This window comes from Sphingopyxis sp. (genome assembly GCF_050725655.1).
GTDB lineage: Bacteria > Pseudomonadota > Alphaproteobacteria > Sphingomonadales > Sphingomonadaceae > Sphingopyxis.
On sequence record NZ_JBOHHT010000110.1, the window covers coordinates 1 to 25,475 of the forward strand.

Below are 25,475 nucleotides of genomic sequence, written 5' to 3' on the forward strand. Positions count from 1 at the left end.
GGCCCACCCCGCTGCGGCTAGCCAGCAAGCTGGCAAGCCTCGCTGCCCCTCCCGCTTGCGGGAGGGGATACCCGCGCACCCACTCTTACGGCCGCTCCCCACCCCAAAGCGGACACCCGCCGGCATAAGTTAATCAGGCCGCAGCACCCCGCGCCGACCCCGCAACGAGGTTCATCACCAGCTTCGGCAGGCTGTCGTAATTCGCGCCATGATATTGCGAGTCCGCGGGCAGCACGTCCTTCAGGCGGCGATGCGCCTCGGCGAGCGCGTGATAGGGAACGCCCGGCAGCAGGTGGTGCAGCGCGTGATAGCGCAGCCCCACCGGCGCCCAGAGTTCGGGCAGCAGGCCCGGCGGCGGGACGTTGACGCTGTCGAGGAACTGGCCGGTCACGGTCAGTACCGCGCCGTCATTTTCCCAAAGATGCGCGACCAAAGTACGGATCTGGTTGAGCACCAGCGTCGCCGCCGCAATCGCGCCGAAGATGAGAAGCGCGCGCAGCGGCACCCAGCCGAAGAGGCCCGCGGCGATCAGCAAGCTCGACCACGCCCACGCGCCGCCTTCCTGCCACGCCCATTGGCGGCGGAACTCGCCCTCGGGGGGCTTGCGGCGGAACAGCGGGTTGATGATCATGCCCGAATAGCGTTCGACGACGATCCGGCGCAGCGGCGGGATCAGGAACGACAGCGGGGTAAGCACCGCATAGCGGAACAGCAGCGCAATCGGCGCGAACGCCGCGGCCACGACGAACAAAGGCACCGTCCACGGCTTCATCAGCGCCAGCGGCAGATATTCGGGATCCTCGACCGTGCCATATTTGGTGCGGTTGTGGTGCAGGCTGTGGATGCCTTCATACATGAAGGACGGGATCAGCATCGGCACGCCGACGAGGATGTTCCACGCGAGACGAAAGCCCGGCAGCGAATTTTTGCGGATATGGGTGAGCTCGTGGATGAAGCTGCCCGCACGATAGAGCGCGACGACCGAGATCACCGCGGCGACCAGCATCCACGCGGTCGAGGGCGCCAGGATCGCCGCCGCGATGCCGGCATAGCCGATGAAGGCCGAGGCCAGCATATCGGTCCAATAGATGCGCGCGCTCGGTTGCACGAGATCGCGCGTCAGCTCCGAAGCGGCGCGAATCATCGCCATATCGTCCGCGATTGCGGATTTGGGCGTTTTCGTTGCCGACGGCGCGAACGGGGTCGCGATCCGATCGGCGGGGGGATTGATCGTCGTCATAGCGGGTGTCTTCACCATTATTTCGTGGCAGCAAAATGGCCGAATGCGGGTCGCCAGCGCCATTTCTATGCCGTAATGCGTCGCCAAACATATAGGTCAGGCAATTCAGGAAACCAGTATGAGCGGACATTCGGGCGGCCCGGTCACTATCCACCCGGTCAAGACCAAGGGCGATCTGCGCGAATTCGTCGAGCTCGCCTTTCGCCTCAATCGCGGCGATCCCGCGTGGGTGCCGCCGCTGAAGGGTGAGGTTTACGGCCTGCTGACCCCGGGCAAGAATCCGTGGTTCGAGCATGGCAAGGCGCAGTTCTTCCTCGCGCGGCGCAATGGACGGACGATCGGCCGTATCTCGGCGCATATCGACACCCTCGCGCTCGCGCAGCCCGCCGAACAGGGGATGGGGCCGGGCACCGGCAATTGGGGCCTGCTCGAAGCCGAGGATGAGGTAAGCGCGCAGGCATTGCTCGCCGCCGCCGAGGACTGGCTGCGCGCGCAAGGCATGCACCGCTCGCTCGGCCCGCTGTCGATTTCGATCTGGGACGAGCCCGGCCTGTTGATCGACGGATTCGACATCAAGCCAACGGTGATGATGGGGCACAATAGCCCGCTCTATCGCGGCTGGGTCGAGGGCGCAGGCTATCGGCCGGTGAAGCAGCTGCTGAATTACGACGTCGCGATCGACGACGGATTTCCGCCGATCGTCAACCGCATCGTCGCAGCGGGCGAGAAGAATGCGCGCATCCGTATCCGCAAGGTCGAAAAGCGCCGCTTCGCCGCCGAGGCGGCGCTGATAATGGGGCTGCTCAACGATGCCTGGTCGGACAATTGGGGCTTTGTCCCGCTGACCGACAGCGAGATCGCTTATGTCGGCAAGAAGCTGAAGGACATCGTCTTCGAGGATTTGATCCGCGTCGCCGAAGTCGACGGCGAGCCGGTCGCTTTCATCATCGTGCTGCCGAACATCAACGAACTGCTGGTCGACATGGAGGGGTCGTTGCTCCCCTTCAACTGGGCGCGCCTTCTGTGGTGGCTGCGCAAGCCGAAAAGCCGCATCCTGCGCGTGCCGCTGATGGGCGTCGCCAAAAAGCTGCAGAACAGCCGCATGGCGAGCCAGCTCGCCTTCATGATGATCGAGTTCATCCGCCGCGACGCGGTGCGCGACTATGGCACGACGCACGGCGACATCGGCTGGGTGCTCGACGACAACCAGGGCATGAAGGCGGTCGCCGAGGCGATCAATGCGACGGTCAACCGCGTGTATCAGATTTACGACAAACCGCTGACGTGAGGCGCCCCATGCTCAAGGTCATCGCACAGGATTTCATCAAACCCGAAGCCGTCGAGATCGTCCGGCCGCTCTATCGCCAGCTGGTCGAGGCGACGCGGGCGGAGCCGCTGTGCATCGCCTATGACCTGTTCGAAGATCAGAAAGACCCCGGCCACTTCATCTTCATCGAGGAGTGGCCCAATCGGGCGGCGCTCGATTTCCACTGCGCATCCGGGCATTTCACCCGGCTGGTGCCGCTGATCAACGCGCATCAGCGGCAGGAAGGAACCGTCATCCTGATGGACAGGGTCGCGTGATGGACCAGACAGATCGCTGAACCGCAGCAAGACGCCCTGCAGGCACGCTGGGACAGCTTTGCGACAAATGGCGGCCATCGTGCGTTCGGGGCACGGAAAGGCATTGTCATGGCAGTCCAGTATCTTGCCGCCAGTCGCTTCGGCCTCGGCCGCCGGTTTGACGATCCGGCGATCGCCGACCCGAGGGGCTGGCTGACACGGCAGCTCGGCGATTATGAGCCCGCCCCCGCCGCGCTGGCGGGACTCGCTGGGCGCGAGGCGATCGCCGCCGCCTATGTCGAATATCAGGAAGAGCGGCGCGCGATGCGCCGCGAAGCCGCCGATCCCGCGATGAGCGACGAGGAAAAGGCGATGGAGCCCGAAATGCGGCGGCTGTCGCGTTCGGCAATCCGGCGGCATTATGTCGATGCCACGGCCGCGCGCCTGTCCGCCGCGGTCGCGACGCTAACTCCTTTCGCCGAACGCCTCGTCCATTTCTGGGCCAATCATTTCGCGGTGTCGGCCGACAAGCAGACCGTGATCGGTTTTGCCGGCAATTATGAAAATGAGGCGATCCGCCCGCATATCATGGGCAAATTTTCCGACCTGCTGATCGCCGCGGTCCGCCACCCCGCGATGCTGCTCTATCTCGATCAGGCGCAAAGCTTTGGCCCCGACAGTCCTTTCGCAACGCGCGTCCGCAATCGCGGCAAAGGCAAGGCGCCGGGGCTGAACGAAAATCTGGCGCGCGAGATCATGGAGCTCCACACGCTCGGCGTGCGAACCGGCTATACGCAGGCCGATGTCACCTCCTTTGCCAAGGCCCTCACCGGGCTCACCGTGGCGGGCCTCGGTCGCGGTGCCGGCCAGCGGCTGATGCCCGCCGATGCGCTGCCCGGCGCGACGGTGTTTATCCAGCCGCTCCACGAACCCGGCGCGCAGACGATCCTCGGCAAACGCTATGATCAGGTCGGCGCAAAACAGGGCGAAGCGGTGCTGCGCGACCTCGCGGTTCATCCGGCCACTGCAAAGCATGTCGCCACCAAGCTCGCGCGGCACTTCACCGGCGATACGCCGTCCCCCGCGCTCGTCGACCGGCTCGCGGATGACTTCCTCAAGACAGGCGGCGACCTCCCCTCGCTCTATCGCACCCTCGTTGCGTCGCCCGAGCCATGGGCCGACAGCCCCGCGATGTTCAAGTCGCCATGGGACTGGACGGTGTCGATGCTGCGCGCGCTGAAGGTGCCCGCATTCGGCGAGCGGCAGAATATCGCCGCGATGTTCACCCAGCTCGGTCAGCCGGTGTGGCGCCCCGGATCGCCCGCGGGCTATGACGACAAGGTCGCGACCTGGGCGGGATCGGCGGCGCTGATGCAGCGCGTCGAACTCGCGAGCCGTATCGCCGGGCGGATCGGCGACCGCGCCGACGCGCGCCAGCTTGCGCCGCTCGTCCTCGCCGACGCTCTTACCCCTGAAACGACCCAGGCGATCGGGCGCGCCGACAGCCCAGGCCAGGGGCTTGCGATGCTATTCGCGACCCCGGCCTTTCTGCGGAGATAGACGATGATCCTCTCACGCCGATCCATCATCCTGTCCGGCCTCGGCGTTGCCGCCGCAGGCGCGATGCCGAATTTCGCCTATGCTGCGGCGGGCACGCCCAAGCGCCTCGTCTTCATCATCCAGCGCGGCGCCGCCGACGGTCTCGCGACCGTCGCACCGACCGGCGACCCCGCCTTCGCCGCCGCGCGCCGCGCGATGGCCGACGAAACCGCAGGCGGTGCGAAGCTCGACGGCATGTTCACGCTGCATCCGGCGCTGACCAGTACCGCCGGCCTTTATACGGGCAAGCAGGCGCATTTCGCGCACGCCGTCGCCACCGCCTATCGCGACCGCTCGCATTTTGACGGCCAGAATATGCTCGAGGGCGGCGGGTCGCGCCCCTATGGCCGCGACACCGGCTGGGTCGGGCGATTGCTTACCCTACTCCCCGCCGCCGAGCGCGATGCCATAGCCATCGCCCCCGCGGTGCCGCTCGCGCTGCGCGGGACGGTGCAGGTCGGAACCTATGCGCCAAGCCGCCTCCCCCAAGCCGACAGCGATCTGATCGCACGGATCACGGCGCTCTACGCCGACGATCCGCTGCTCCATCCGCTTTGGGACAGCGCGGTCAAGACGCAGGAACTCGCCAGCGACATCGGCGGCAACAACGGCCGCAACGGCGCCGACCTCGGCAAGCTCGCGGCATCGCTGATGCTGCCCGCCGATGGCGCGCGCGTGATGATGGTCGAAACCGGCGGATGGGACACGCACAGCGGCCAGCGCGGGCGGCTCGCGGCGCAGTTGCGCGGGCTCGACCAGATGGTCGGCGCATTGCAAACCGGACTCGGCCCGGCATGGAACGACACGCTGGTTATCGTCGCGACCGAATTCGGCCGCACGGTCGAGGTCAACGGCACCGGCGGCACCGATCATGGCACCGCATCGACCGCGATGCTGCTCGGTGGCGGATTGAACGAAGGCGGCAAAGTGTCGGCCGACTGGCCGGGGCTCGGCAATGCCGCGCGTTACGAAGGCCGCGACCTCAAACCGACGCGCAGCCTTGAAAGCGTGATCGCAGGCGCGGTCGCGCATCATTATGCGCTCGACCCGAAGCGCGTGATGACGACGCTCTATCCCGACGCCTAGTCGAGAATAGCCCAGGTCGGCGCGTGGTCGCTCGCCTTTTCGCGTCCACGATGATCCTTGTCGACACCCGCGTCGACCAGCCGGTCGGCGAGCGCCGGGCTGAGCAGCAGGTGATCGATGCGAAATCCATGGTCCCGCTGCCACCCGCCCGCCTGATAGTCCCAGAATGTCCAGATGCCGCCCGCGGGATGGCGGCTGCGGATCGCGTCGGTCCAGCCGTCGCCGAGCAGGCGGAACCAGGCGTCGCGCGATTCGGGCTGCATCAGCGCGTCGGTCGACATCGCGCGCGGGTCCCATACATCGTCATCGTGCGGAATGACGTTATAATCGCCGGTCAGGATCGTCGGGATTTCGGAGGCGAGGAGGAATTTCGCGCGCTCGCGCAGCCGCGCCATCCAGCGCAGCTTGTAATCGAATTTCGGCCCGGGCTGCGGATTGCCGTTGGGGAGGTAGATCGACGCGACGCGGACGCCGTGGACCTCGGCCTCCAGATAGCGCGACTGCTCATCCTCGGCCTCGCCCGCCAGCCCGCGCTGCGTTTCGACCGGCTGCGTCCCCTTCGCAAGGATCGCGACGCCGTTGAAGCCCTTTTGGCCATGATAGAGGAAACCGTAGCCCGCCGCCTCGATCTCCTTGGTCGGCATGGTTTCGTCGCTCGATTTCAGTTCCTGCAGGCAGGCGACATCGGGCTGCGTTTCCTCGAGCCATTCGACGAGGCGCGGAAGGCGGGCCTTGATCCCGTTGATATTGAAGGTTGCGATTTTCATCGGCTTGCTATGCCAGCAAGCACGCCGCTGCGAAAGACGTCAGATCGAGAAGCTCGATCCGCACCCGCAGCCCGAGGCCGCGTTGGGGTTTTCGACCTTGAACGACGAGCCGCCGAGCGAATCGACGAAATCGACGATGCAGCCGCGCACCAGGTCGATGCTGACCGGATCGACCACCAGCTTCACCCCGTCGGTTTCGGTGACGATGTCATCGGCATCGATTCCTTCGGCGAGGCCGAAGCGATAGGTGAAGCCCGAACAGCCGCCGCCATCGACCGCGAGGCGGAGCGCGGGGTCGGTCCCGCCCTTGCGTTCGGCGATCCAGCGGACGCGCGCCGCGGCGGCGGGCGACAGGGTGATTTCGGAAAGCTGCGTGGCCATGATCGTTAGATAGGAGCCTTATGCACAAATAAAAAGGGCGCCTCGACGGTTGACCCGCCTGGCGCCCCTCCTCTCCGACCCAGGAAAGCTCGTTATTCGGGACCGCCCATCGCGACATTCTTGCCGGTGATGGCGGCGATCGCCATCTGGTCCGACCGAACGAACGGCATCGGATTGACCGGTGCGCCTTCGATGCGGACTTCATAATGGAGGTGGTTGCCGGTCGAACGGCCGGTCGAGCCGACGTAACCGAGCACGTCGCCCTTTTTGACCGACTGGCCGGGGGTGACGACATAGGAAGACATATGGCCGTAGCGCGTCTGGATCGCGTTGCCATGCTCGACTTCGACATAATTGCCGTAACCGCCAAGGCGCTGGGCGCGGCCGACGATACCGTCGGCGGTCGCATAAATCGGGGTGCCGCGCGGTGCCGGGATGTCGATGCCGTTATGGCGCGCGACCTTGCCGGTGACCGGGTGGACGCGCATGCCGTATGACGACGACAGCGACATCTGGTCGATCGGGCGGCGCGACGGCACCGCAACGCCGATCGAGGCAGTCAGGCCGGTGTCGAGGCGCTTCCACGCCTGGAAAATCGCACGGGCTTCGCTGTCTTCGCTGGCCGAGGGTACGCCAGCGGTAAAGCTGTCGTCATCGGGTTCATCGGGAGCGACAATACCAGCGTCCGCACTGGTGTCGGCAGCGTGGACGGCCGGTGTGGCCAGTCCGAAACATGCTGCCGCGCAGAGGATTGCGACTTGGTGCAACTTCTGCGCCAGAAGAGTGTTTATCAAAATAACGACCCCGCGTGTGCCATGTCGCCAAAGTCCGGAAATGGGCCTTGGTGCCGGTGTTTGTTGGTTTGGATGATTGCTCATCCCCCGCGAAGCCTGTGTGCTGCCCCAATCCTTATGAAGCAATAACGGCGTAGAATTCTTGCGTTAGACCGGCGTCGTGGCGCGCCGAGTCGTTGAACGGAGGCTTCAAACTGCCCCGAAAGCGCGATTTTACGAGGGCGTGCCACGTTTCAACGGCATTGAATCCCCGTTCGTCGCACAACCAGCCGAACCAGACTGTGCCCGCGCCCACATGGCGGATTTCGTCGTTGTAAATGCGCGACAAAATCTTCGCCGATGTCTCGTCGCCGACGCTTTGGAAGCGATCGATGGTCGCCGGGGTGACATCGAGCCCGCGCGCTTCGAGCACCATCGGCACGATCGCGAGCCGCGCGAGCGCGTCATCGGCGGTGACCTGCGCCGCCTCCCACAGCCCGGCGTGCGCCGGCAGCGCGCCATAATGGCTGCCGAGCTGGCGGAGGCGCCGGTCGAGCAAGGCGAAATGCATCGCCTCGTCAGCGGCAACGCCGATCCAGTCGTCGACGAATTCACGCGGAAATTCGCCGCCGAAACGACCGATCAGGTCGACAGCGAGGTCGATCGCGACGAATTCGATGTGCGCGAGCGCGTGGAGCAGCGCGATACGCCCCCGCTCCGATCCGCCCTTGCCGCGCCTCGGCATCCGGTTCGGCGCGAGCAGTTCGGGCGCCGCGGGCCACGCCGGCTCGTCGGGCATCGCCGTGTCGCAGCGATGCGCAAGCCTTCCCTGCCGCCACGCGCGCGCCATGCTGCGCGCCGCGCGGCGCTTGTCATGCGGGTCCGGCGTCAGCAGGACCGCGCGCGCGGCTTCACCCAGGGTCGGCATTTACAGCGCCTTTGCCGCCTCCAGCACCGCCTCGGCATGACCCTTCACGCGCACCTTGCGCCATTCCCTGGCGAGCTTGCCATCGGCGCCGAACAGGAAGGTCGACCGCTCGATCCCCATATAGGTGCGGCCGTAATTCTGCTTTTCGACCCAGGTGCCGAACGCCTCGCACACCGCGCCATCCTCGTCCGAGGCAAGGCGGACGGTCAGCCCATATTTGTCGCGGAACTTGCAGAGCTTTGCTGGCGCATCGCGCGAGACCGCGAGGACCTGCGCGTTCAGTTGCGCGAATTCGGGCGCGAGGCGGGTGAAATCCTGCGCTTCGGTCGTGCAGCCCGGCGTGTCGGCCTTGGGATAGAAATAGACGACCAGCGGCGCGCCTTTCAGCGCGGCGAGGTCGATCGTCGCACCGTCGGCGTCGAGAAGCTTCACTGCGGGAATGGCATCGCCAATTTGGGGACCGCTCATTTTTCATTCTCCTGTTCCGGGCGAATCGTCGCCCACCAGTTCGCGATCTCCTGCCGCGCCGCATCGTGCGCGGCAAGCAGTTGCGGCCAGCCGGGCTCGCCGCACTGGCTCGCCACCAGCTGCCGCGCCGCCGCGGTCGGTGGCTCGCCCTCGGGCGCGGTCAGCCGCAGCATCACGAGCATTCGCGCGAGCAAGCCATGCGCGTCGATCACCTCGGGCGGCGCCAGCCCCGCCGCTTTCAGGCACGCAAGCGCCGCCGAGATATTCGGATCGTGGCACTGCCCGCTGACAAGCTGCGTCACCTGCATCGCGAATTCGAGATCGACGAGCCCGCCCGGTCCGCCCTTGATGTCGAGCGCGCCATTTGCGGGCTTGTGCGCCGCAATCTTGCCGCGCATCTCCGCCGCATCGGCCGCAAGTTTCGCCGGATCACGGGGGATCGCGAGCAGTTCGTCGATGATGTGCTGGACCTCGGCCTTCGCCGCATCCGACCCATAAACCGGCCGCGCGCGGAGCAGCGCCATATGCTCCCACGTCCACGCTTCCTCGCGCTGGTAGCGTTCGAAGCTGTCGACCGTGACGACGAGCGGGCCCTGCGCGCCCTGCGGCCTCAGCCGCGTATCGACATCGTAAAGCTTGCCAGCCGCGGTCGGCACCGACATCGCCCCCGTCACGCGCTGCGCGAGGCGGTTGTAATAGGTCGTCGCGCCAAGCGGGCGCGGACCGTCGGATTCGGCGAGATGGTCGCCGGTGAAGAGATAGATGAGGTCAAGGTCCGACGCATGCGTCAGCGCGCGACCGCCGAGCCGGCCCAGCGCGAGCACGACCAGTTCGCTGTCGGGAACGCGCCCGTGCGCCGCGACAAATTCGGCGACCGTTGCATCGGCGAGCACCCCGAGCGCCGCCTCGGCAAGCTCGGAATAGCCGCATGCGATCACCAGCGGATCGGTCGACCCGGCGACAAGCTGTACGCCATAGGCAAAGCGCCGTTCGCCGACATGATCGCGCACCCGGTCGAGCAACCGCTCATAGTCGAGCGTCGCAAGCCCCGGTCCCCATTCGGCCGCCAGCTGTTCCTTGTTCGCGGGCGCATCGAAGGCGCGGCTGTCGATCAGCCCCTCGATCAGCTCGACGCGCGTGCCGAGCGCATCGGCGAGCGTCGGCGCGAGCGATAATATCCGTGTCGCGATCCGCGCCAACGCCGGCTGCGCGGCGAGCAAGTGGAAGAAATTGATCGCGCTCGGCAGTCCCGCGACGAGCTTGTCGAAGCGCGTCAGCGTCGCTTGCGGATCGGGCGCCGCGCCTAATGCCTTGACCAGTTCGGGCAGCATCGTCTCGAGCGCGTCGAGCGCCGCAGGGCTGCGCAGCGCGCGCAGCTTGCCGCCGCGCCATTCGGCGATCGTGCGCAGCGCTGCGCCCGGCGGATCGAACCCCGCCGCGATCAATTGCGCCGCCAGGCTGTCCTCGTCGCGCGGCAGCCCGGTCGTCACCGCGCGTTCGGCGACGAGCCGGTCGTAACAGCTGCCGACGTCGGTCACGACGGGTTCGAGCATCGCGAGCAACGCCGCACCATCGGCCTCGCCGTCGAGCCGCGCGACGCAATCGAGCGCCGCCGCCTGCGTCGGCAGGCAATGCGTCTGCTGATCCTCGATCATCTGGAGCCGGTGTTCGATGCGGCGCAGCGTCGCATAATGGCCGGAGAGCCGCGTTGCATCGTCCAGCTCGATCCGCCCCGCCGCGGCGAGCGCCGCGAGCGCATCGACCGTCGCGGGGACGCGCAGCGACGGATCGCGCCCGCCATAGATCAGCTGATGGACCTGCGCGAAAAATTCGATCTCGCGGATGCCGCCGCGCCCGCGCTTCAGGTCGAAACCCAGGCCGAATGCCTGTCCCTGTGCGAAATGGTCGCGGATGCGGTCGCTCATCGCGCCGATTTCCTTGAGCTGGCGGAAATCGAGGCTGCGGCGCCAGATGAAGGGCTGGATCGCCGACAGAAACTGCTCACCGAGCGCCCGGTCACCGGCCGAGGCGCGGCTGCGGATGAAAGCCGCCTGCTCCCATGCGAGCGCTTCGGATTCATAATAGGAGATCGCGGCGTTCACCGGCAGCACGATCGGCGTCACCTCGGGGTGCGGACGCAGGCGGAGGTCGACGCGCAGCACATGGCCGTCGCCGGTGCGCGCCGACAATATTTCGGTCATCCGCCGCGCGATCCGCACCGCCGCCTCGCCCGGATCGTCACGCGATCGGCGCGGGAGAGTTTCGGGGTCGAAGATCAGGATCGGGTCGATGTCCGACGAATAATTAAGCTCATGGCTGCCCAGCTTGCCGAGAGCGATTACCGACAGTCCGCGCGGTTTCTCGTCCGGCACGCGTTCGGCGAAAGCGGCGGCGAGTGCGGCATCGCACGCCTGATCGGCAAAGTCAGACAGCAGCCGCGTCGTCGCCCTCACATCATGCTCGCCCGACAGGTCGCCGAGCGCGAGCAGCAGCGCCATCCGGCCGCGCCATTGGCGGAGCGTTCGCATGATGTCTTCGCCGACGGGCGGCGCGGTGATGCCCGCCAGCGCGGCATCGGTGCCATCGCCGAGGTATCGCGCAACGTCGTCGGGGTTGAGTTCGGCGAGGCGCGCGAGGAAGGGCGCGTGCGCGCCAAGCCGGTCGAGCGCCGACTGGCGGCGGGAAGCGTCCACAAGTGTCATCGCCCCGCCCTATCACCCGCGCCGCAGCGCGTGACAAGGGCGAGGAGAAAAGCGGCGTTCCGGATCAGGCCGGAATCGTCGATTCGTCGAAGAACAGCACCTGCGAGATTGCCGCGCGCAGCGTCGCGGGCTGATACGGCTTGGTGAGAAGGAAGGCCGGTTCGGGCCGGTCGCCGGTCAGCAGCCGTTCGGGGAAGGCGGTGATGAAGATGACCGGCACCCTGAGGTCAGTCAGGATTTCCTGCACCGCCTCGATCCCCGAGCTGTTGTCGGCAAGCTGGATGTCGGCGAGCACGAGGCCCGGCTGATGCTTTTGCGCTTCGTCGACCGCCTCGCGGTGCGTCGTCGCGACGCCGACGACGTCGTGACCGAGTTCGCGGACGATCATTTCGATGTCCATCGCGATGATCGGTTCGTCCTCGATGATCAGGATACGCGCGCGCGTCTGGCGGTCGATCTCGTCGGTCGCGTCGGCGATCAGCGCGCGCACCGCCTCGGCATCGCGGCCGACGATGCGGCCCGTGTCTTCGAAGCTGAAACCCTCGACCGCGGTGAGCAGTAGCGCCTGCCGCGCAAGCGACGGAATGCGGCGCAGGCGGGCATCGGCAATCGCTATATCGCTCAGCGCGCCGTCGTCGTTGGCGGCCGCCTGTTCGGTCATCAGACCGAAATTGTCATGAACCATCCGGTAAAGCTGGATCCGCAAATCGCTGCCGGTATCGACCGCGCCGGGATTCGCAACGAGCGTTTCGAGCAGCCGCGCGACCAGCGCATCGCCGCTTTGCTGGCTCCCGGAAATGGACCGGCCATAGCGCCGCAGATAGGGAAGATGCGGCCCAACCGACTGACCCAATGACATATTTTACCTCCTGAATAGTCGCACGAATTTTGGCGGGCGCGTCCGGAAAAGGGACAAACGCCCGTGCCTCCCCGTCACCATCCTATATATTTCAACCTTTGGGAACGATTTAGCCGCAAAATAGTTTCATCGCGAAGGAACAAACGCGCCATTGCGCTTTGGTGTACGCGCGGTTAGCAAAAGGCCCCATGTCCAGCAGATGCTTCGATAATGTCGTCTAAAACCGGTTCGCCACGCAGCGAGACCTCTGGAAAGGACGCGGATAAAAAACCTTCCGCCAAGGGGCAGGACGTCAATGGCGCCTTGCGCCGCGCTTATGAATCGACCGTCGACGAGGATATTCCCCAGTCGTTGCTCGATCTTCTCGGCAAACTCGACTGATTTTCAGCGCCGGTAGCGCGCGTCGAAATCTTGTCGGAACGACGCGAAACGGCCCGCGGCGATCGCGTCGCGCATCCCCTGCATCAGATCCTGATAAAAATGCAGATTATGCTGCGTCATCAGCATCGCGCCGAGCATCTCGCCCGAACGGACAAGGTGATGCAGATAGGCGCGCGACCAGGTAGTGCAGACGGGGCAACCACAGCTTGAATCGAGCGGCGCCTGATCCTCGGCGAATTTCGCGTTGCGGATGTTGATCGGACCGCCCCAGGTGAATGCCTGTCCGTTACGCCCCGAGCGCGTCGGCAGCACGCAATCGAACATATCGACCCCGCGCGCGACCGCGCCGACCAGATCGTCGGGCTTGCCCACCCCCATCAGATAACGCGGTTTGTCGGCGGGAAGCTGCGCGGGTGCAAAGTCGAGCACCCCGAACATCGCCGCCTGCCCCTCGCCCACCGCAAGGCCGCCGATCGCATAGCCGTCGAAGCCGACGTCGGTCAGCGCCGCCGCCGATCGCGCGCGCAGTTTCTCGTCGAGCGAACCCTGCTGAATCCCGAACAGCGCCGAACGCGCCGCATGTTCCTCGCCCGCGTCGAAGCCCGCGCGGCTGCGCGCCGCCCAGCGCATCGAGCGCTCCATGCTCGCCTCGGCGCGTTTTTCGTCGACGCCGTTCGGCGGGCATTCGTCGAACGCCATCACGATATCGCTGCCGAGAAGGCGCTGGATTTCCATCGACCGTTCGGGGGTCAGCATGTGGCGCGAGCCGTCGAGGTGGCTCTGGAACGCGACGCCCTCCTCGCTCTGCTTGGTCAGCGCCGACAGGCTCATCACCTGATAGCCGCCGCTGTCGGTCAGGATCGGCCGGTCCCAGCCCATGAAATTGTGAAGGCCGCCCAGCCGCGCCATGCGCTCGGCGGTCGGGCGCAGCATCAAGTGATAGGTGTTGCCCAATATGATGTCGGCGCCGGTCGCGCGCACCTCGGCGGGGCGCATCGCCTTCACCGTCGCCGCGGTGCCAACGGGCATGAAGGCCGGGGTGCGAATGTCGCCGCGCTGCATGCGGATCACGCCCGTGCGAGCGGCGCCGTCGGTCGCGGCGATCGAAAAGGCGAATCTATCGGTCATGGCGCGCGCCTATGGCGGCGGGAGTACGAAAAGTCGAGGCGCCAGGTTCTCCTTCCTGTCGCGCAGCGATGGGGAGGTCGTAGCGCGAAGCGCTGACGGAGGGGCCAAGGGCATGAGGTTGCCGCCCCTCCACCATTGCCTTCGACGACAGTCCCTCCCCACGGCTTCGCCGCAGGGAGGATCAAGCGGCTATGCTTTCGCGTGCTCGCTCGACGGTTCTTCCTCGGCCGCCTTCGCCTTTTCCTTCGGCTTTTCCTTTTCGAATATCTTGATCAGCTCGCGTTTCTTCGCGTCCGACAGCCCCTTTTCGGCCTGCGGAAACATCTCTTCCTCCTCCTCGTCGATATGGTGGAGGTAGCGTTCCTTCATCGTGCGAAAGCGCGTGAGCCAGCCGGTCGAGGAAAAGTCCATCTCGTAAAGCTCGGTCAGAAAATCCTCGATTTCCTTATGCTCGGCGACGCTGTGTTGCGCCTCGTCACGCAAATCGGAGTTCGCGAGCATCGTCGCATAGAGCGACATTTCCTCCGATGCGGCGTGCGCCGTCACCTCGACGCGGAAAGCCTCGAACAGATAGCGGCGCTCGTCGCTGTCGCCCTGCGTTTCATCGATACGGTCCAGCAGTTCGCGGTGCCGGTCGTGATCGGCCTTCAGTCGCGCGAAGATTTTGGTCTCGGTCATGTTCGTCTCCGTCCATTGGCGGTCGGAGAGAGAACGGGTCAGCTCCGACGGAGTTCCGGCCTCACGCCGCTTTCCAGTCGCTCGTCGTCGTGAAGGACGGCAGCGCCAGCGCCGAAGTCGACTGGGTCGCGGCGGCGATCAGATAAGGCGAAACGCGGTGGCGCGTGCAGAGTCCGCCATTGCCGTCGCTGACCATCGTCTGTTCGAATTCAACGCCCTGCTGATGCTTCATCGACCGGCGGACGGTCGCGGTGACAAGCTGTCCTTCGCCGAAATCGATCACGAAGCGCGTGCCGACGGGCACATCGAGCAGTCCCTCGATGAAGGCGCCGGTGGCCGACAGGTTGCGGATCACGACGGCATAACGGTGATTGTCGTGGATCGCGCCGACTTTGCGGAATAGCGAAAAGCGATCGTTGCGCTGGCGCGCGGGCCCCGCCGGCTTGATCGTCCATGCCCCCCCGCTATGTTCCAGCAACTCGGCCTGCGGCACGCCTTTGCTATATACATAGCCCTGGACGTGGCTGACGTTCAGCTTGCGGATGAGTTCGAGCTGGTCGAGCGATTCAATGCCTTCAGCGGTTGTTTCCATCTCGAGCGCCTCGGCGAGCGCGACGATCGCGGCGATGATCGCGCCGTTGCGCGACCCCGGAATCGTCGCATCGCGGACAAAGCTCTGGTCGATCTTGATCTTGTCGAACGGGGCGGATTGCAGATAGGCGAGCGAAGAATAACCGGTGCCGAAATCGTCGAGTGCCAGACGAACCCCCAGCTCCTTCAGCGCCTTGAACATCCGCGCGGTCTCCGCGGTATCGCCCATGAACACGCTTTCGGTGATTTCCAGTTCCAGCCGGCCGGGCGCAAGGCCGGTCGCCGCGAGCGCCTTGGCGACAATTTTCGGCAAGTCTTCATTCGCGAACTGGATCGGCGAGACGTTGACCGCCACCCGCATGTCGCCCGGCCAGCTCGCCGCATCTTCGCACGCGGTGCGCAGCACCCATTCGCCGATTTTCCAGATCAGGCCGGCTTCCTCGGCGATCGGAATGAACACGGCGGGAGGGATCACGCCGCGTTCGGGGTGGGTCCAGCGGATCAGCGCCTCGACCCCGCTCACCAGGTTCGATTTGGAATTGACGACCGGCTGATAAATCAGCGTCATCTCGCCGCGCACCAGCGCGTCGCGCAGATCGTCCTCGAGCGCGCGGCGATCCTCGGCCGCGGTGTGGAGGTCGCTCGAATAAAAGCTGAACCGCCCGCGGCCGTTCCCCTTTGCCGCATAGAGCGCAAGATCGGCGTTGCGGACCAGATCGTCGCTGCTCAGGCCGTCGAAGGGTGCGATCGCGACGCCCACCGACGCGCCGATGATGCAGCGGCTGCCTTCGACCGAATAGGGCTGCGACAGGCTGGCGATGATGTCGGCCGCCATGTCGCCGAGCTTGCCGCGATCCTCGATGTCGGGAAGGATGATCTGGAATTCGTCGCCGCCGAGACGGCTCACCATCTCCTTGTCGCCGACGATCTTGAGCAGGCGTTCGGCGACCTGTTTGAGCAGCGCATCGCCCGCCGGATGGCCGAGTGTGTCATTGACCTGCTTGAAGCGGTCGAGGTCGAGCAGCATGATCGCGCACGATCGCTGCTGCTGCGCGAAGGTCGCGAGCGTCGTGTCGAGCTTTTTCGAAATGTTGAAGCGGTTGGCGAGCCCGGTCAGCGAGTCATAAAGCGCAAGCCGCGACGCGTCCTCGGCCGAGCGGCGCTGCGCGGTCACGTCGGCCCCGCTGCCGCGATAGCCGGTAAACTTGCCGCCGCCATCGAACTGCGGCCGGCCCGAAATCGCCCACCAGCGGTCGTCGCCCTCGAATGCGCTGCGCAGCGGCAGCTTGTCGAATTTCGATTGTTTGGTCAGCAGGAAAGGCAGGGTGCGTTGGCGCTCGCCGTGGCTGTCGACGGGCAGGAACAGGTCGGTGAGGGCGGTGCCGAGCAACGTGCCGGTCGTTCGCCCCATCAATCGCGCCACCGAATCGGTGATATAGGTCAACCGCCCCTTGGCGTCGGTTGACCAGAACCAGCCTTGGCCGCTTTCCTCGTAATTCTGGAGCAGCAGCAGCGCCCCATGGGTGTGCAGGTTCGCCGCAGTATCGCCGCGCTGCTTGCCGATACGGGAGCCGAGCAAACCGAAAAAGCCGCGCTGGCCTTCGTCGGCTTCATCATTCCCCCGGTCACTGGAATCCATCCGCGATGGCCCGTCCATCAAACAAACTCTTCACCTGATCCCCACACTCCGCCCGCGATGCCGACAAGGAATTGCGATAGTGTAAATATCTAAGGGTTTTCCAGAAACCGTTCCATTTTAGGACGTTGCCGGCATCGCCCGCGCGCAGCGCAGGGCGGCCCCCGTGACTTTCGGGCACCCTGCCCTATTAACCTTTCGGCGAAGCCAAATGTTAATATCGGGCTTGTGATGGATGCGCGCATGGCGATGACGGTCTATCTCAACAACACCCCGCGATCGGCCGGAAATGGCCGGGCATCGCGCCGCCAGTTGCGGCTGCCGCTCCACGGGTCCAAGGCGGCGGGTGCTGAAATCGAGGCGCTGGTCCACAATATTTCGGCGACGGGCATGCTCGTCGAAAGCAAAGTGCCGCTCGAGATCGGCGAGATCGTCGAGGTCAATCTTCCGCACAGCGGCAAAACCGCGACGCGCGTGATCTGGACCAGCGGCGGTATCGCCGGATGCCAGTTCGAAATGCCGATTTCGCCCGCAACGCTCAGCGCCGCGCAGCTGCGAAGCGTGGTGGGTCCGGATGCGCCCGCACCCGACGACCGGCCCGCCGCCGCGGAAAGCTTCGGCGTCCGCCTGCAGAGACTGCGAACGGCGAAGGAACTGACTCAGGGACAGCTCGCCGTCCATTTGGGGGTCAGCGAACCCTCGATTTCTGCCTGGGAACTCGACAAGGCCCGGCCCAAAGCCGGCCGCATGGAGGCTCTGTCGGACGCGCTCGGGGTCGAAATCTCCGAACTTCTCGGCTTTGACGACGCCGAAAATCTGAGCGAGCTGGTCGAGAGGGCCAAGGCGCAAATCGCCAAGGCGGCCGGCGTCAGCCCGAGCAACATCAAGTTCACCATCGAGATGTGATCCGCCAGTCGCGCAACACAAAACCCTCCGACGTCGCCGGAGGGTGCGTGCTTGGCCGTAATTTGGCTGGCGTCAGGTGGGGGTGATCGTCAGTTCGAAACGATCGGTATCGAAGCCCTGCTCACCGGGAACCGCCGCGATGGGCCGTTCCCTGACCCGCGGGCCGGTCGCGCGGCTGAGCACCGCACGGCCCGAGCCGTTGAGGATGATCTCGTCATTTCCGGCGATAATCCGGGCGCCTTCCAGCGAACCCGGCGCATAGTTGATCACCAGATCATAGCCCGTCGGCGCGTTGCAATATTCGCGGAAGCTGCCCAGCGACACGGCATTGCCGCTGACTGCGCCGAATCCCGTCGCCTGATGTTGCACCGTACAATGCACGGGAACCGTCAGGCTGAGGTTGAAGCCGAACGTGGCCGCCGTGGCGGTTGTCGGCGCCGCAGCGAGCACGAAGCTCGCAACGCCGAGCGAGAATTTCTGAATCATCCGCCAAACCTTTCCGCCTGTAGGCCGAAGCTGTTGGATGATTGTTTAGGCTCGCAAATCTAACATTCAGTTAAGGCGCGGCGCCGGGAGGCGCCCGAAGCGGGTGCGTCAGCGCGCGGTCACCGCGATGGAGATGACATCGCTGTAAATCCCGGCGCGTCGATCGGACGTATTGCCGATCAGGAACTGGATCGGCAGCGCATCGCGGCGGAGGTTGCCGTTCGTGGACCCGGATATGGTGCGGATGCCCGTCAGATTGACGGAATTTCCGCCGATCGCGAGGCTATAGGGCACATACCATTCGCTCGAACCAAGGCGCAGGCGACCCGAATTGACCGACGTGACGCTCAGATCATAGGAACCCGTGCTGGCGACGCGAAGCTGGAGCGGCACGGGCGCAACGCCGGGCCGCAGTTCGCCGAGGTCGACGACCGCATGCCCGTCGCTCATCGTGTAGGCACCGGCCAGGCCGATCCGCGCCGAAGGCAGGACATCGATGCCCAGGACGATGCGCGTGCCGCCGAGCGAACGGAAATTGCCGTCCTGCGCTTCGAGCGTCACGTCCTGGGTAAAGGTGCCCGACTCCTTCACATCGTCGGGATCGGCGACCAGCTTGAAGAGCAATGTCCGCGATGCATTGGCGCCGAGGGTCAGCATCCGCTGCGACGGCGTCCGCTGCGTCCGCCCGACGCGCGGTGTCACATCCTGCGTGTCGGTCAGGTTGAGCAAGGCATAGCCGATCGGCTTGCCCGTGCCCTTCGACAGGCCAAAGGGCGGCTGGCTCAGTTCGAACGTCGGGGTGAAGCGGCATTCCGCCGTGCCTTCGTTGACGAAGGTTACCCCGAACGTTCCTTCGGGAATCGCGCTGTCGAACGGGTCATAGCCCTGGATCAGCCAGCTTGTCGGTGTCGCGTTGGCGCGGATGAGGCAATCGGCGCCGCGGATGTTGGCACCCGGCGCCGGCGCCTGCGCGTGAAGCGGCACAGCGATGAAGGCCGCGGCGAGGAACAGGGTATGGCGCAGCATAATGCCTCCTAGTTTTTCGTACCGGGGCGAACGGTGCCTAGGTTCAATAGACCATCGGTGTCCGCAGGTACTGTGAATTCGAAACTCCGGTCGATCGTGCCGTTCGGTCCATAGGTTTCCACCAGATAGCGGCGGCCCGGCAGCAAGTTGGTGATCGCGAAGCGTCCGACCGAATTGGTGAAGAACGGAATCGGCTTGGGGCTTTCGGCGTCCTTGACGTCGAGCAGCGTCACGCGGCCGCCGACGAGCGACACGGGCTTTTCGGGCGCAAGGATCAACGTGCCCATCACGCTGGCAAAGGCATCGGTGCCGATGCGCGCGGCATAGCCGCTCTTGTAAGGCGGATGGACGCGGAACACGCCGGAGCCGGTGTCGTAGCCCGTCGGCGGGTCCTCGACATCATATTGCACCGACTGAGTGGCATAGGAGCCGAGGAAATTATTGACCGCTGCCCCCAGCGCGCCGCTCTTGCTGATATAATTATTCTCGGCGAGCGACTGGCCCGCAACCACGCTGCGCTTGCCCAGATTCTCGTGCGGCGAGAGCAGCATGAAGCTATCGTTGATCCGCCGTCCGATGCCGAAGCTGCCGTCGGCGAAGGCCAGCGAAGTGCCGACGCGGACCGTCGTCGCGTTGAGCTCTCCCACGTCGGACAGGCTGGGCCCGAAGGTCGCGTGGCTGATCGATGCGTCGAAGCGGTTGGCCGAATAGGTCGCATAACCGAGCGCGCGCGCGCTGTTGTCGTCGCGGGTCACGACGCCGCCGAAACCGACGCTGTTAAGCTGGTTAAGGCCGCTCTGGTTGTAGGAAAGCTCGCCCAGATTGTCGCGGCTTTCGTACCGCGCCTCGGCGCGGCGGCGATAGTCGGGCTGGAACACGACGCCGACGTTGACGCTGAACCCGTTGCCGCGCGAGAAGGCCGACGGAAATTTGGCGTAGTCGACCCCGGCGCGGATCGTCCATTGCCGGTCGACACGATAAAAGCCGGTGACCCCGGCGCGATAACTGTCGCCGAGCGCGCCGCGGCCCTTGAGGTAGGACGCCGACGCCGTCGTGGTCAGGCGCATGGTAAACTGCCGCGAATATTGGCCCGTTATCGTCGCCGACGTGGTGTTGACCCCGTCGATATTGCCGAGCGTCGCAAATCTGGGCGACAGATAGTCGGCGCGCAGCGTGAAACTGTCGGACAGCCCTTCACGGTCGATGAAATGTTCATAGCTGACGCCGCCGGCAAAACCCTCGCCAGCGGTTTTCGAGTGGCTGCCGCCGGCATCGAGCAGCAGGCGGCCGCCGTTCGGGAGGACGAACTGGGTCTGCCCGGTCAGCGTCTGGACATCCTTGCTGGCCTGCAAACCCACACCGATCGCGGGGCGATTGAAGAACGCCTTGCGGAAGAAGCCGGAGAAAGCGACGGGACCGCGATAATCGGGTGCGCCGCCGAACGTGCTGCTGGTCGGGCCGAAAAAGGCACCATATTCATAATCGCCGGGATCGAGGTCGATCGGGTCGAGATATTGCTGATAGGAGAGATTCTGAACCGCACCGCTGTTGTCGGTGACCTGGATGTCGACGTCGTTGCTGCCCGCGATCAGCGGCAGCGAACTGAAGTCGTAACGGCCGGGCTGAAGCCGGACTTCGCGATAGAGCGACCCGTTGCGCAAAAAACGGACGGTCGATTCGCGTTGCAGGACGAGCTGGCGATTCGACTGGAGGATCGCCGAGCGGAAGCTGTTGAAGCGCCGCCGCTGGCGCAGCACGCCGACGCCGCCCATTTCGACGAAGGATTGCTGGCCGCGAATTTCGGGGTCGAGATCGCCGAGAAACCAGCGCCGATACGCCTCCGGCTGATCATAGACGAGGCGCGCATAGTTGCGCGTGAACTTGTACGAATCCCCGGCAAGCCCGAATTGCTGCCCGACCTGCGCGTCGCCTTCGAACACGAACTTGCCGAGCCGCACCGCGCCATCGAAGTTGATCGTCGGCGGATCGGCCTGATTGCCCTCCCAGATATAACTCTGGACGGCGCTGAGGTTCAGATAGGCCGAAAACCCTGCGGGCTGCATCGTCACATCGTTGGCGTCTTCGCGCGGCGGCGCAAAAATATCCTTGATCGCCCGCTGCTCGGCGGACACCTGGACGACGACGACCGCCAAGGTGCTGGGGTCGTAGGTCAGCTGAACCCCCGTCTTGGCGAGATCGTCGGGGCCGAAATTGGGTAGCGACGCCAGACGCGACGCCAGATCGGCGTGGGCTGCCTCGTTCAGCACCGGCTGCATCAGCCGCACGAAGGTCGCCGAGTCGAGCAGGAAGCGGTCGTCCGCGGTCAGCCGCATCGGAATATCGCCGAGGCTGCTGCTCTGGAAGGTCAGCGGCACCGTCATTTCGATGTCGCGATCGTAAGGATTGATATCCGGGCGACCATGCGCGCCGATCGGAAGCTGCGGCATCACCGGCGTCGGCGTAGGGATCGGCGGGATCTGCGTGCCGGGCAACGGGATGGTTATCGGGGCACCGGGGTCTTGAGCCGACGGCGACGGACGTTGGTTTTGCGGCAGCGGAATCGATACCTGCGCCACCGCGGTGCTCGCACACAGCGCCGACAGCCCCACCGTACTCAGAGCGAAGCCGATCCTCACTGCTTGAACGACAGCTTGATCGGTCCGGGGCCGAAGCCGGGAACGGGGACGCGGAAAACACGCTCGCCTTGGGCTGGCACATAGCCGGTGCCGACCGCCCGATTGAGTTCCTCGGGCGAGACATCGACGCGCAGCCATTTGCCGTCGGTGCCGGTGCCTTCGAGCTGCCAGCCGAAGTTGGACATCATCGCGTGGCGGCGGCCGTCGTTGCGCAGGGTGATTTCGACCCCGTCCTGCATCGGCGGCAATTCTTTCGATCCCGGCGGCGCGGGCGGCTGATACATGAGCTGCTTGACCGTCGTCGCTTTGACGTCGGGCTTCGCGCCGGGAGGCGCCACCACGACGAGCGCGCGCATATTGTAAAGCACCTGCACCTGCGCGCCGAGCGCGTCAGGGGAGCCGGGTTCGAAGGCGACCGGCAATTGCTCGACCGAGACATAATAGGCTTGCGATGCCGCCAATTCGCCGCCGCCCACCCATTGCAGGCGGACGACCTGCCGTCCGCTGGCGGGCAGAACGCCTTGCGGCGGGAAAATCAGAAAATCCTGGTCGGCGGGGGTTTCGACGATATTCCCGTCCTTGTCGATTTCCATCCGGAAAACGCGGGTCTGGAACGCCAGATTGCCGGGATTGATATTCTGGACCTCGATCCGCGCCACCGCACCGGTGCCGCGCGATTCCATTTCGACGACCATCGGCGAGACGCGCATCGCCAGGGCGGGGCTGACCAGCACCACGAGAGCGGCGAGCGCAGCCAAAAGCGCGCGCGCATGACGCTTCACCGTCGCAAAAGCTGACATATTCCCCATCCCCCCTGTCCTCGCCGGACATAATCGCACTTATTTATAAAGAAAGGGGAAAGATCGCTCTTTCCCCTTTCCCTATTCGTTACCGCGCGGGATTAGAGAGCGCGCAGCGTCAGCGTGGTCGTGCCGGTGTACGAACCAGCGACCAGGCCCTTGTTGGTCACGGCCGGAGCAACGATGTCGATGTCCATGCGCGAACGCCATGCACCCTGCTGCTTCTGGCCGGCGTTGCCGGTCGTCGGAACGACGAGCGACTGCGACGAACCCGTGGTCTGCGCGTTCAGCGCAACGCCGGTCCACGAAGCGGTCACCTGGTACGGGATGTTCGCCTGGAACTCGTCGGTGTCGTAACCGCCCGGGTTGGCGTTCACGAGGCCGCGGATGTCGTTCTTGTTGATTTCGACGACATTGTTGGTGTTGCAACCAGCGGTCAGCGTGTCGATGTTGGCTTCGGCCTGGCCGACCATTTCGAACGCCGAATTGACGTTTTCATTGTTGCCGGTGCGAACGCCGATCACGCCGAAGTCGATGTTGCGGGCGTTCGAGTTGTTGCCGGCATAGAACGAGCAGTCACGGTTGACGGTGCCGCTCAGCGAGAACACGACGTTGACGGTCGGGGTCGCGGTTTCGCTGTCGCTGGGTGCATCAGCCTGTGCACGGTAGCGCGTGCCGACGCCGGCCAGAAGGCCCAGCTCAAGACCAAAGGTCGCCAGAGCGCCCGGGTTGGTCGAGGTGTAAGGAATGCCTGCGACGACGCCAGCATAATGACGCTCGTTGGTCTGAGCAGCAGCCGGCGTTGCAACGGCGATGAGTGCGATGGCGGCGACGGTGCCGCTAAGGAACTTCTTCATAATCTTCTTCCCTCTATTATAACGCCCTGCCCAAAAAGCCGGGCGATGGCGTGATCTTTGCACCGTCTGGTCGGAGAACCGGGAGGGCATCGGTGCCTACCCTTCCGGCTTAATTCCGCCCGCGACCTGGCCGCAGGCGAATTTCTAGATCGGAGAGACCGTGATCGTGATCGTTTCCGAATAATCGCCAGCCAGCAGCCCGGCCTCGCCCGAAGGCTGACCAAGCTCGACCGCCAGGACCATTCCGTCCGTCGCGATGCCGCCGTTGCTGGAGATGACGCCGCCGGCCAAAAGCTGGTGGCTGTTGAAGGATTGGCTCACCGTCTGCCGCGACGGGTATCGCACGGGCATTTCGACGGCGAGATTATAAGGCAGGACGCCGCTGTACGGGCCTTGGCCGTTCGGCATCGTCGTGTGGGTCAGGCCGCCGCGGGCGCCCTTGATGGTCATCGTGAAGGGGACGTTGCAATCGAGCGCAACGCGCGTTTCGATGCCCAGGCCGCGGCGTTCCAGATTGCCGAAATCCATATTGGCGATGCTGCCCATCGCGCAATGCTGCCGGATCGCCCCGCTGACCGCGATGTCGAGCGATTTAACGTTCCGGATTTCTTCTGCGTTCGCGGGCACAGCAAAGGCCGCCGCGGCAAGCGCAAAAATCATGAACCTCATGACACGAACCCCCAAAAATCCCCGACGGTTTCGGGCTCCGCTTTGCGAATGACCCTCGGCACCCCCGTGCCCGATGAGCCGCGACCCGACTCATCAACCCGTCTGTTAATAAAAACTTAGTACATAAATTAAGACAGCTTCGCACCCCCAAATTGGCCCCGGCCAAAATTGGGCGCGTGCGATGTCGTTCAAGTTCAACGGAAATTGGCGCTTTCCTGCGCCTGTCGAGGGTTAATCCGGCACACGTCAAGCGGCCGGTCGCGCCATCGGCGTTCAGAATCGGGACAGCCTTCGTTAAAATCTTAACAGAAAAATTAGCTATAAGTTGATTTGAATTGTGAAAATCGGAGGAAATCCGTGCCGGATTGCCGATTTACCCGCCGCAAGCAGCGCACAGTTCGCCCCAAGAGCGGCGAACGGACCTTGTTGCCGGACATCCGGCGGAGCATGTGCCCGCGATGCGGCGCCGCCCATTAACCACTCGACAACCGATCGCCGCGCATAGGGCTGAACCATGCCCATTCATGCGATGATCGAAAAACAACAGACCGACGGAAGCACGCGCGGGGCGCCGCGCATGCATATGCGGTTTGAAGCGTCCGGATCGCTCGATGGCAGCGAGGGTACGACGGTGGCGATCCACAACCTGTCGGCGACCGGCATGCTGATCGAAACCGCATCCGATCTGGCCATCGGTCAGCGGCTTACGGTGGCCTTGCCCGAGGCGCCCGATTGTGCCGCCACCATCGTTTGGCGCAGCGAGGCGCTCGCGGGTTGCCGTTTCGATCGGCCGCTGTCGCGCGCGGCGCTCAGCGCGGCGCAGCTGCGCAATCCACTTCCAGGGGACGTCGATCCGGCGCGCGTCCCGGACGGCAACGAAATGCTGGCCCAGCGCCTGCTCCGGCTCCGGAAGGAACGTGGCCTCAGCCGCGCGGCGCTTGCGGATCGCACGGGGTTCAGCAGGCCGAGCATCTGGGCGTGGGAAAGCGGCAAGACCGTACCGCGGCGCGGCAATCTGGTCGCGCTCGCCGAGGCTTTCGGAATTTCGGAACACGAACTGCTCGCCGGCGCCCCTTCGGCGGCGCATGCCGATCCCGCGGCAAACGCACAGCAAATGCATGCGCTGGTTCGGGCGAGCCGGAAAGAAATCGCCGCGCTGGCGGGCGTCGATCCGGCCAAGGTCCGGATCACGATCGAATATTAGGACCAATCGACATTCAGCCCATGGCGGTCTGCAAATGGCAATTTCCCGTGCTTCCGGTGCTCACGTACCAGATGTACGCTGCGCTCCGGGTCACGGAAAACCACCATTTTC

At 64.8% G+C, this 25,475-nt stretch carries 24 protein-coding genes; 7 read left to right on the forward strand and 17 right to left on the reverse strand.

Going from position 1 to position 25,475, the window contains the following annotated elements; translation table 11 throughout:
• Nucleotides 1-133: 133 nt before the first annotated feature.
• Nucleotides 134-1,240, reverse strand: a complete 1,107-nt coding sequence (locus ACREBX_RS16525; protein ID WP_431562831.1) for a fatty acid desaturase family protein — start codon at nt 1,238-1,240, stop codon at nt 134-136.
• Nucleotides 1,241-1,358: 118 nt separating this feature from the next.
• On the opposite strand from ACREBX_RS16525, the gene ACREBX_RS16530 reads away from it, so the two are divergent.
• The 4 genes from ACREBX_RS16530 (at nt 1,359) to ACREBX_RS16545 (ending at nt 5,488) form a co-directional block, all read left to right on the forward strand.
• Nucleotides 1,359-2,528: an N-acetyltransferase gene (locus tag ACREBX_RS16530; RefSeq protein WP_431562832.1), complete on the forward strand. Its 1,170-nt coding sequence runs from the start codon at nt 1,359-1,361 to the stop codon at nt 2,526-2,528.
• 8 nt (nt 2,529-2,536) lie between these two features.
• Entirely contained in the window at nt 2,537-2,824 is a 288-nt protein-coding gene (locus tag ACREBX_RS16535) for a putative quinol monooxygenase (protein WP_431562833.1), read from the forward strand.
• A 108-nt stretch (nt 2,825-2,932) separates the two neighbouring features.
• Complete coding sequence (locus tag ACREBX_RS16540; RefSeq protein WP_431562834.1) at nt 2,933-4,363, forward strand: DUF1800 domain-containing protein; 1,431 nt, start codon at nt 2,933-2,935, stop codon at nt 4,361-4,363.
• Nucleotides 4,364-4,366: 3 nt separating this feature from the next.
• A complete protein-coding gene (locus ACREBX_RS16545) occupies nt 4,367-5,488 on the forward strand; it encodes a DUF1501 domain-containing protein (protein ID WP_431562835.1) in 1,122 nt (373 codons plus the stop codon).
• On the opposite strand, the gene xth is transcribed toward ACREBX_RS16545, so the two are convergent.
• The 7 genes from xth to ACREBX_RS16580 form a co-directional block, all read right to left on the reverse strand.
• Nucleotides 5,485-6,255 (reverse strand): exodeoxyribonuclease III, encoded by a 771-nt coding sequence (xth, locus tag ACREBX_RS16550; RefSeq protein WP_431562836.1) that lies wholly within the window; start codon nt 6,253-6,255, stop codon nt 5,485-5,487. The genes ACREBX_RS16545 and xth overlap by 4 nt on opposite strands.
• A 39-nt stretch (nt 6,256-6,294) precedes the next feature.
• Complete coding sequence (gene erpA, locus ACREBX_RS16555; RefSeq protein WP_431562837.1) at nt 6,295-6,636, reverse strand: iron-sulfur cluster insertion protein ErpA; 342 nt, start codon at nt 6,634-6,636, stop codon at nt 6,295-6,297.
• 92 nt (nt 6,637-6,728) lie between these two features.
• Nucleotides 6,729-7,403: a M23 family metallopeptidase gene (locus ACREBX_RS16560; protein ID WP_431562838.1), complete on the reverse strand. Its 675-nt coding sequence runs from the start codon at nt 7,401-7,403 to the stop codon at nt 6,729-6,731.
• 142 nt (nt 7,404-7,545) lie between these two features.
• Nucleotides 7,546-8,337, reverse strand: coding sequence for a ferritin-like domain-containing protein (locus ACREBX_RS16565; RefSeq protein ID WP_431562839.1), 792 nt, complete (start codon nt 8,335-8,337; stop codon nt 7,546-7,548).
• Nucleotides 8,338-8,805 (reverse strand): peroxiredoxin, encoded by a 468-nt coding sequence (locus ACREBX_RS16570; RefSeq protein ID WP_431562840.1) that lies wholly within the window; start codon nt 8,803-8,805, stop codon nt 8,338-8,340. It abuts the gene before it with no gap.
• Nucleotides 8,802-11,507, reverse strand: coding sequence for a bifunctional [glutamine synthetase] adenylyltransferase/[glutamine synthetase]-adenylyl-L-tyrosine phosphorylase (locus ACREBX_RS16575; protein ID WP_431562841.1), 2,706 nt, complete (start codon nt 11,505-11,507; stop codon nt 8,802-8,804). The genes ACREBX_RS16570 and ACREBX_RS16575 overlap by 4 nt, the downstream gene beginning before the upstream one ends.
• A 64-nt stretch (nt 11,508-11,571) precedes the next feature.
• Complete coding sequence (locus ACREBX_RS16580; protein ID WP_431562842.1) at nt 11,572-12,366, reverse strand: response regulator; 795 nt, start codon at nt 12,364-12,366, stop codon at nt 11,572-11,574.
• A gap of 210 nt (nt 12,367-12,576) precedes the next feature.
• Here ACREBX_RS16580 and ACREBX_RS16585 point away from each other — a divergent pair, with 210 nt between their 5' ends.
• Nucleotides 12,577-12,747, forward strand: coding sequence for a NepR family anti-sigma factor (locus ACREBX_RS16585; protein WP_156377358.1), 171 nt, complete (start codon nt 12,577-12,579; stop codon nt 12,745-12,747).
• 3 nt (nt 12,748-12,750) lie between these two features.
• On the opposite strand, the gene tgt is transcribed toward ACREBX_RS16585, so the two are convergent.
• From tgt to ACREBX_RS16600, 3 genes are all read right to left on the reverse strand, one after another.
• The gene (tgt, locus tag ACREBX_RS16590) at nt 12,751-13,875 is read right to left on the reverse strand and encodes a tRNA guanosine(34) transglycosylase Tgt (RefSeq protein ID WP_431562843.1); all 1,125 of its coding nucleotides are present in this window, start codon (nt 13,873-13,875) and stop codon (nt 12,751-12,753) included.
• A gap of 189 nt (nt 13,876-14,064) precedes the next feature.
• Nucleotides 14,065-14,553 (reverse strand): hemerythrin domain-containing protein, encoded by a 489-nt coding sequence (locus ACREBX_RS16595; RefSeq protein WP_431562844.1) that lies wholly within the window; start codon nt 14,551-14,553, stop codon nt 14,065-14,067.
• 61 nt (nt 14,554-14,614) lie between these two features.
• On the reverse strand, nt 14,615-16,801 hold the full coding sequence (locus ACREBX_RS16600; RefSeq protein WP_431562845.1) for an EAL domain-containing protein: 2,187 nt from the start codon (nt 16,799-16,801) through the stop codon (nt 14,615-14,617).
• 222 nt (nt 16,802-17,023) lie between these two features.
• Here ACREBX_RS16600 and ACREBX_RS16605 point away from each other — a divergent pair, with 222 nt between their 5' ends.
• Nucleotides 17,024-17,686 (forward strand): helix-turn-helix domain-containing protein, encoded by a 663-nt coding sequence (locus tag ACREBX_RS16605; RefSeq protein ID WP_431562846.1) that lies wholly within the window; start codon nt 17,024-17,026, stop codon nt 17,684-17,686.
• Between the two features lie 72 nt (nt 17,687-17,758).
• On the opposite strand, the gene ACREBX_RS16610 is transcribed toward ACREBX_RS16605, so the two are convergent.
• The 6 genes from ACREBX_RS16610 to ACREBX_RS16635 all read right to left on the reverse strand — a co-directional run bounded on the left by ACREBX_RS16610 (nt 17,759) and on the right by ACREBX_RS16635 (nt 24,160).
• The gene (locus ACREBX_RS16610) at nt 17,759-18,172 is read right to left on the reverse strand and encodes a hypothetical protein (protein WP_431562847.1); all 414 of its coding nucleotides are present in this window, start codon (nt 18,170-18,172) and stop codon (nt 17,759-17,761) included.
• Between the two features lie 108 nt (nt 18,173-18,280).
• Entirely contained in the window at nt 18,281-19,198 is a 918-nt protein-coding gene (locus tag ACREBX_RS16615) for a hypothetical protein (RefSeq protein ID WP_431562848.1), read from the reverse strand.
• Between the two features lie 8 nt (nt 19,199-19,206).
• Nucleotides 19,207-21,690, reverse strand: coding sequence for a hypothetical protein (locus ACREBX_RS16620; RefSeq protein WP_431562849.1), 2,484 nt, complete (start codon nt 21,688-21,690; stop codon nt 19,207-19,209).
• 140 nt (nt 21,691-21,830) lie between these two features.
• Nucleotides 21,831-22,634: a fimbrial biogenesis chaperone gene (locus ACREBX_RS16625; RefSeq protein ID WP_431562850.1), complete on the reverse strand. Its 804-nt coding sequence runs from the start codon at nt 22,632-22,634 to the stop codon at nt 21,831-21,833.
• 101 nt (nt 22,635-22,735) lie between these two features.
• Nucleotides 22,736-23,491 carry a hypothetical protein gene (locus ACREBX_RS16630; RefSeq protein WP_431562851.1) on the reverse strand — a complete coding sequence of 252 codons (756 nt, stop codon included), beginning with the start codon at nt 23,489-23,491 and terminating at the stop codon, nt 22,736-22,738.
• A gap of 144 nt (nt 23,492-23,635) precedes the next feature.
• The gene (locus ACREBX_RS16635; RefSeq protein WP_431562852.1) at nt 23,636-24,160 is read right to left on the reverse strand and encodes a hypothetical protein; all 525 of its coding nucleotides are present in this window, start codon (nt 24,158-24,160) and stop codon (nt 23,636-23,638) included.
• A 529-nt stretch (nt 24,161-24,689) separates the two neighbouring features.
• Between ACREBX_RS16635 and ACREBX_RS16640 the strand changes: the two genes are divergently transcribed.
• Nucleotides 24,690-25,364, forward strand: a complete 675-nt coding sequence (locus tag ACREBX_RS16640; protein ID WP_431562853.1) for a helix-turn-helix domain-containing protein — start codon at nt 24,690-24,692, stop codon at nt 25,362-25,364.
• Nucleotides 25,365-25,475 lie beyond the last annotated feature (111 nt).

Excerpts from the sequence above, each read along its gene's own strand:
- tgt (WP_431562843.1), bottom strand. The coding sequence starts at position 13,875 with ATGACCGATAGATTCGCCTTTTCGATCGCCGCGACCGACGGCGCCGCT.
- ACREBX_RS16535 (WP_431562833.1), top strand. The coding sequence starts at position 2,537 with ATGCTCAAGGTCATCGCACAGGATTTCATCAAACCCGAAGCCGTCGAG.
- ACREBX_RS16580 (WP_431562842.1), bottom strand. The coding sequence starts at position 12,366 with ATGTCATTGGGTCAGTCGGTTGGGCCGCATCTTCCCTATCTGCGGCGC.
- ACREBX_RS16595 (WP_431562844.1), bottom strand. The coding sequence starts at position 14,553 with ATGACCGAGACCAAAATCTTCGCGCGACTGAAGGCCGATCACGACCGG.
- ACREBX_RS16635 (WP_431562852.1), bottom strand. The coding sequence starts at position 24,160 with ATGAGGTTCATGATTTTTGCGCTTGCCGCGGCGGCCTTTGCTGTGCCC.
- ACREBX_RS16625 (WP_431562850.1), bottom strand. The coding sequence starts at position 22,634 with ATGTCAGCTTTTGCGACGGTGAAGCGTCATGCGCGCGCGCTTTTGGCT.
- ACREBX_RS16585 (WP_156377358.1), top strand. The coding sequence starts at position 12,577 with ATGTCGTCTAAAACCGGTTCGCCACGCAGCGAGACCTCTGGAAAGGAC.
- ACREBX_RS16525 (WP_431562831.1), bottom strand. The coding sequence starts at position 1,240 with ATGACGACGATCAATCCCCCCGCCGATCGGATCGCGACCCCGTTCGCG.
- ACREBX_RS16565 (WP_431562839.1), bottom strand. The coding sequence starts at position 8,337 with ATGCCGACCCTGGGTGAAGCCGCGCGCGCGGTCCTGCTGACGCCGGAC.
- ACREBX_RS16600 (WP_431562845.1), bottom strand. The coding sequence starts at position 16,801 with ATGGACGGGCCATCGCGGATGGATTCCAGTGACCGGGGGAATGATGAA.
- ACREBX_RS16640 (WP_431562853.1), top strand. The coding sequence starts at position 24,690 with ATGATCGAAAAACAACAGACCGACGGAAGCACGCGCGGGGCGCCGCGC.
- ACREBX_RS16570 (WP_431562840.1), bottom strand. The coding sequence starts at position 8,805 with ATGAGCGGTCCCCAAATTGGCGATGCCATTCCCGCAGTGAAGCTTCTC.
- ACREBX_RS16530 (WP_431562832.1), top strand. The coding sequence starts at position 1,359 with ATGAGCGGACATTCGGGCGGCCCGGTCACTATCCACCCGGTCAAGACC.
- ACREBX_RS16545 (WP_431562835.1), top strand. The coding sequence starts at position 4,367 with ATGATCCTCTCACGCCGATCCATCATCCTGTCCGGCCTCGGCGTTGCC.
- ACREBX_RS16610 (WP_431562847.1), bottom strand. The coding sequence starts at position 18,172 with ATGATTCAGAAATTCTCGCTCGGCGTTGCGAGCTTCGTGCTCGCTGCG.
- ACREBX_RS16575 (WP_431562841.1), bottom strand. The coding sequence starts at position 11,507 with ATGACACTTGTGGACGCTTCCCGCCGCCAGTCGGCGCTCGACCGGCTT.
- ACREBX_RS16540 (WP_431562834.1), top strand. The coding sequence starts at position 2,933 with ATGGCAGTCCAGTATCTTGCCGCCAGTCGCTTCGGCCTCGGCCGCCGG.
- ACREBX_RS16615 (WP_431562848.1), bottom strand. The coding sequence starts at position 19,198 with ATGCTGCGCCATACCCTGTTCCTCGCCGCGGCCTTCATCGCTGTGCCG.
- xth (WP_431562836.1), bottom strand. The coding sequence starts at position 6,255 with ATGAAAATCGCAACCTTCAATATCAACGGGATCAAGGCCCGCCTTCCG.
- ACREBX_RS16630 (WP_431562851.1), bottom strand. The coding sequence starts at position 23,491 with ATGAAGAAGTTCCTTAGCGGCACCGTCGCCGCCATCGCACTCATCGCC.
- erpA (WP_431562837.1), bottom strand. The coding sequence starts at position 6,636 with ATGGCCACGCAGCTTTCCGAAATCACCCTGTCGCCCGCCGCCGCGGCG.
- ACREBX_RS16605 (WP_431562846.1), top strand. The coding sequence starts at position 17,024 with ATGGCGATGACGGTCTATCTCAACAACACCCCGCGATCGGCCGGAAAT.